Here is a 5,408-nt window from a genome sequence, read left to right as displayed (position 1 = left end):
CGGACGCCAAGAGCGCCCTGATCACCCTGGTCGAGCACGCCCTGATGGCCCGCCTGCGGTAGGGCCTCAAGTGCGATCTGCCGTAAGGCAGTTGTCGTAGCACACCCGGAGCCGGCTGTGGCCTTTGACACGGTCGGCTCCGGTGTTCATAACAGTTCGGCAGAGGAAATCCCGGAGTTCGCCACGCGACGCGGTCGACCGGTACCGCTGCGCTCACAAAGCTCTTGCCATTTGTGGGGCTCGCTCGGTAATGACCCGTTTTATCTGCCGCTTACAACGGCAGCGCCCCCGTTTGTTACTGCCCAGGTCGACATGCTGGAATGCCTGAACTGCCCAGGGGTCAAAGACGTACTGAGCGGTCGAAGAGGAACCGGGCTCTGAGAGACTGCGGCACGACAGGTGCCGACCCGCCGAGAGGTTGTTGGTCGAGTGAGGCGAAGCAAGAACGGTCCCGAGCCGTCGGCACGGGGCAACTTCACCCCGCCGCCGCGCGCTGCGGCGCCCACCCCCGTGGTGGCCGGACCGGAGCCGGAGGCCGCTCCCGCGTCCAGCGGGGGCCGCTTCTCCCCGCGCAACTGGCGTGTGCCGACCAGGCTGAACGCGATCCTGCTCATACCTGTGCTGGTCGCCCTCGTCATGGGCGGCTTCCAGGTGAAGAACTCGATCGACACCTGGCAGGACGCCCAGGACGCGGAGAACACCGCGATCCTGGTGCAGACCTCCCTGTCCTACGCCGACGCGCTGTACAACGAGCGTGACCTCAGCGCCGCTCCCCTGCTCAAGGGCAAGGCGGCCACGGCCCAGGACAAGGCCACGGTCGACGCGGCCCGCAAGAACACCGACCAGGCCGCCGCGGCCTTCAGCCGGGCCGCCCAGAACATGCCGGCCAAGCCCGGTCTGGAGCGCCGCCTCAAGCTGTTCCGCGAGACCGAGCCCTTCCTCCAGACGCTGCGCGCGGGCGCCTACGGCCCGAAGTTCACGGGCGTCCAGACCGAGGAGGGCTACGTCAAGATCGCCCACCCGCTCATGGAGTTCGCCAACGAGCTGGGCCTGGGCACCGGAAACATCACGTCCTACGGACGTACCGTCTACGCCATCTCGCTGACCAAGGCCGCGCTGTCGCTGGAGCGCTCGATCGGCATGCACATGCTGGTCAGGCCCGGCCCGGACGCGCCGAACCTGGCGAGCCAGCGCGTGGCCCTCTCCTCCTACGCCTACCTGGAGGGCATCGCCGTCGAGGAGTACCTCGGCGGTGGCACCCAGGCCGACGCGGACCGGCTGGAGCAGGAGAAGCGGGACATCCAGAACCAGGGTGCCGCGATGGCCGCCGAGGCCAAGGGCAAGGACCCCTCCTACAAGGCGCCGCCGTCCGACCCGCAGAAGATGGTCGTGGCGCTGGCCCAGCTGAACTCGACCGACCCAGTGGAGCGTCAGCAGCTCGCGGTGCAGGGCATCACCCCCGCCAACTGGTGGGCGGTCAACACGCTGAAGTTCAAGGCCTACCGCTCCATCGAGTCGGACATGGCCGACAAGGCGGTGAGCGAGGCGTCCGGCATCGCCGACGACGCCAAGACCTCCGCGATCATCACCGGTGTCGCCGTCGTCCTGGTGCTGCTGCTGGCCTTCATCCTGGCCGGTACGGTCGCCCGCCAGATGAGCCGCGCGATGCGCCAGCTCCGCAACGCCGCCTTCGGCATCGCCGAGCAGCGCCTGCCGATGCTGGTCGACCAGCTCTCCCGCACCGACCCCGGCCGGGTCGACACCCGGGTCGCCCCGATCCCGATCCACACCAAGGACGAGATCGGCGAGGTCGCCCGCGCCTTCGACCAGGTCCACCGCGAGGCGGTGCGGCTCGCCTCCGAGCAGGCGCTGCTGCGGGGCAACATCAACGCGATCTTCACCAACCTGTCGCGCCGCAACCAGTCGCTGATCGAGGGCCAGTTGACCCTCATCACCGACCTGGAGAACAACGAGGCCGACCCGGACCAGCTCGAGAACCTCTTCAAGCTGGACCACCTGGCCACGCGTATGCGCCGCAACGGCGAGAACCTGCTGGTCCTCGCCGGCGAGGAGCCCGGCCGCCGCTGGGACCAGCCGGTCCCCCTGGTCGACGTGCTGCGCGCCGCCTCCTCCGAGGTGGAGCAGTACGAGCGCATCGAGCTGTCCGGCGTGCCGGAGGCCGAGATCCACGGCCGCGCGGTCACCGACCTCGTGCACCTGCTCGCCGAGCTGCTGGAGAACGCCACCACGTTCTCCTCCCCGCAGACCAAGGTCCGCGTCACCGCGACCCGTCTCCCCGACGGCCGTGTGATGATCGAGATCCACGACAAGGGCATCGGCCTCACCGCCGAGGACTTCGCGGACATCAACCACAAGCTGGCCAACCCGCCGACCGTGGACGCCGCGATCTCCCAGCGCATGGGTCTGTTCGTGGTCGGCCGGCTGTCCGACCGGCACGGCATCCGCGTCCAGCTCCGCCCCTCGGGCGAGCAGGCCGGTACGACCTCCCTGGTCATGCTCCCCGACGCGATCACCCACGGTGGTGGCGGCGAGACGCAGCTCGAGCGCGAGGAGTTCACGGTCTCGCAGATCATCCCGGAGCAGCAGTTCGCCGGCGAGAGCTTCAACCCGCAGCCGCAGGCACAGGCCCAGCCGATGCGCACGGCGGCGGAGCTGGGCTTCGACGACAGCCGCTACACCGAGGTGCCCGACGACATCCGCGGTCTGGACCCGGTCGGCCGTTCCCTGGAGCGCGAGGAGCGCCGGGCGGCGCTGGAGGCCCAGCACAGCCCGCGGGACGGCGCCGAGGACGGCCGCCCCGGCTACCAGGACGGCTTCGGCCAGGCGCCCGGCGGCTACCCGGAGAACGGCTCGGGCTTCCCCGAGCAGCGCCAGCCCCAGGCTGACGCCTATCCGGAGCAGCAGGCCTACCAGGAGCAGCAGCAGCCCGCCTACGACGAGCAGTACTTCGGGCAGGACGGCGGCTACCCGCAGTCCGGTTACCCCCAGCAGGGCCAGAACGCCCCCGCCGGTGACGCCTTCGGCGGCTCGTACGACGGGCAGCAGCAGTCCTTCCAGGACGACTGGCCCCAGCAGCAGAACGGTTTCCAGAACGGCTACCCGGCCCAGTACGCTGCGGAGTCGGAGCCGGCACAGTCCGCCGACCCCGGTGACCTGGGCTCCAACGGCCATGGCGGCCACGGAGGCTTCGAGCGTCCGGCGCCGGGCGGTCCGGCCGCGGGCGGTGTGACCAACGCGGGTCTGCCCCGTCGCGGTGGCGCGGGCGGCTCGGCCCCGCTGGGCAACTCCGGCGGCCTGAACGTGAACGGTTCGGGCGGGCTGGGTTCCAGCGGCCTCGCCTCGAACGGGCTGCACGGAGCGAACGGTTCGAACGGACTGAACGGTTCGGGCGGGCAGAACGGCTCCGCCGGCGCCAACGGCGCGTCGCTCGGCCGCCAGGAGGCTCCGGCCCCCGCGGGCGGCGGCACCGACGACTGGCGTTCGGCGAACGACGAACGCTGGCAGCAGGCCTCGCAGCTTCGCAAGCCCAAGGCGGGCGGGGTCACGTCCTCCGGCCTGCCGCGGCGGGTACCCAAGGCCAACCTGGTCGAGGGCACCGCCGAGAGCACCCCTCAGGGGGGCCCACAGGTCTCCCGCGCCCCGGAGGATGTCCGGGGCAGGCTGAGCAACCTGCGTCGAGGCGTCCAGCGCGGACGCAGCGCAGGCAGTGAAACGAACGGCCAGGCCACCACCAATCAGCACGGTGGTCCTGACAGCACCTACGACCAGGAGCGTTAGTGTGAGCCCGATGAGCCAGGCGGCACAGAACCTTAACTGGTTGATCACCAACTTCGTGGACAACACTCCGGGTGTGTCCCACACCGTGGTGGTCTCCGCCGACGGACTCCTTCTGGCGATGTCCGAAGGCTTCCCCCGCGACCGCGCCGACCAGCTCGCGGCCGTCGCATCCGGTCTGACGTCCCTGACGGCAGGCGCCTCCCGCATCTTCGAGGGGGGCAGCGTGAACCAGACGGTTGTGGAGATGGAGCGGGGATTCCTCTTCATCATGTCCGTATCCGACGGTTCGTCGCTGGCGGTCCTGGCCCACCCGGAGGCGGACATCGGCCTCATCGGGTACGAGATGGCCCTTCTGGTGGACCGGGCGGGCACGGTCCTGACCCCGGATCTCCGGGCGGAACTCCAGGGCAGCCTTCTCAACTAACAAGCGGACGGTGCGCGTTCGCGTCCCGGGGCCGTAAGGTCTTGGGACGCGGCTCCACAGCGATGGTGCCCGGCACAGTCGGAGGAGGAGAAAGTGGCAACACCCCCAGGCGGTCCGTCTTCGGGCAACTGGTCGTACGGTCCCGCGCAGGGACAGGACGGCGGCTCGGCGAACGGGTACGACTACCCCTCCGTCCCCGACCACCGGCAGCCGTACGCGCCGCAGGGCCCCGGCCCTTCGCCGTACCAGCAGCCCTCGGCCCCGCGCATCCAGCCGGTACAACCGCCGCGTCGCCAGGAGCCCGCGGCGGCCCCGTCCGGCGCCAGCAATCCCTTGGTGCGTCCGTACGCCATGACCGGCGGCCGGACCCGCCCGCGCTACCAGCTCGCCATCGAGGCGCTGGTGCACACCACCGCAGCGCCGCATCAGATGCAGGGGCAGTTGCCCGAGCATCAGCGGATCTGCAACCTGTGCCGGGAGATCAAGTCGGTGGCCGAGATCTCGGCCCTGCTGACGATCCCCCTCGGCGTGGCCAGGATTCTCGTCGCCGACTTGGCGGAGGCGGGCCTGGTCGCCATCCATCAGCCCGGCGGCGACGAGAACGCCGGCGGCCAGCCAGACGTGACACTGCTCGAAAGGGTGCTCAGTGGACTTCGCAAGCTCTAGCGGCGGTCCTTCCCGCTCCACCACCTCCGCGAAGATCGTGGTGGCGGGCGGCTTCGGCGTGGGCAAGACCACGTTCGTGGGGGCCGTCTCGGAGATCAACCCGCTGCGTACCGAGGCCGTCATGACGTCCGCGTCGGCGGGCATCGACGACCTCACCCACACCGGGGACAAGACCACCACCACGGTGGCCATGGACTTCGGCCGCATCACCCTGGACCAGGACCTGATCCTGTACCTCTTCGGTACGCCCGGTCAGGACCGCTTCTGGTTCATGTGGGACGACCTGGTGCGCGGTGCCATCGGCGCCATCGTCCTGGTCGACACCCGGCGCCTGGCCGACTGCTTCCCCGCGGTCGACTACTTCGAGAACTCGGGCCTGCCGTTCGTCATCGCCCTCAACGGCTTCGACGGCAACCAGCCCTACAACCCCGACGAGGTCCGCGAGGCCCTCCAGATCGGCCCGGACGCCCCCATCATCACCACCGACGCCCGCCACCGCGCGGACGCCAAGAGCGCCCTG

Annotated in this window: 4 protein-coding genes; all 4 read left to right on the top strand. The window is 70.1% G+C overall.

Annotated features, from left to right (window positions below; genetic code table 11):
- Positions 1–429 precede the first annotated feature (429 nt).
- Entirely contained in the window at positions 430–3,798 is a 3,369-nt protein-coding gene (locus CCN33_RS25235) for a sensor histidine kinase (RefSeq protein WP_086695767.1), read from the top strand.
- Positions 3,799–3,808: 10 nt separating this feature from the next.
- Positions 3,809–4,222, top strand: coding sequence for a roadblock/LC7 domain-containing protein (locus tag CCN33_RS25230; RefSeq protein WP_005479603.1), 414 nt, complete (start codon positions 3,809–3,811; stop codon positions 4,220–4,222).
- Between the two features lie 93 nt (positions 4,223–4,315).
- Positions 4,316–4,888: a DUF742 domain-containing protein gene (locus CCN33_RS25225; RefSeq protein ID WP_086695766.1), complete on the top strand. Its 573-nt coding sequence runs from the start codon at positions 4,316–4,318 to the stop codon at positions 4,886–4,888.
- On the top strand, positions 4,869–5,408 hold a 540-nt coding region (locus tag CCN33_RS25220; RefSeq protein ID WP_107483991.1), incomplete at its 3' end, for a GTP-binding protein. The genes CCN33_RS25225 and CCN33_RS25220, both read left to right, overlap by 20 nt.

This window comes from Streptomyces recifensis (assembly GCF_002154615.1).
GTDB lineage: Bacteria > Actinomycetota > Actinomycetes > Streptomycetales > Streptomycetaceae > Streptomyces > Streptomyces griseoluteus.
The sequence above is the reverse complement of the archived record's forward strand: the minus strand, read 5'-3'. Positions and strand labels throughout refer to the sequence as shown.

Coding starts and splice junctions, on each gene's coding strand:
- CCN33_RS25230 (WP_005479603.1), top strand. CDS start 3,809: ATGAGCCAGGCGGCACAGAACCTTAACTGGTTGATCACCAACTTCGTG.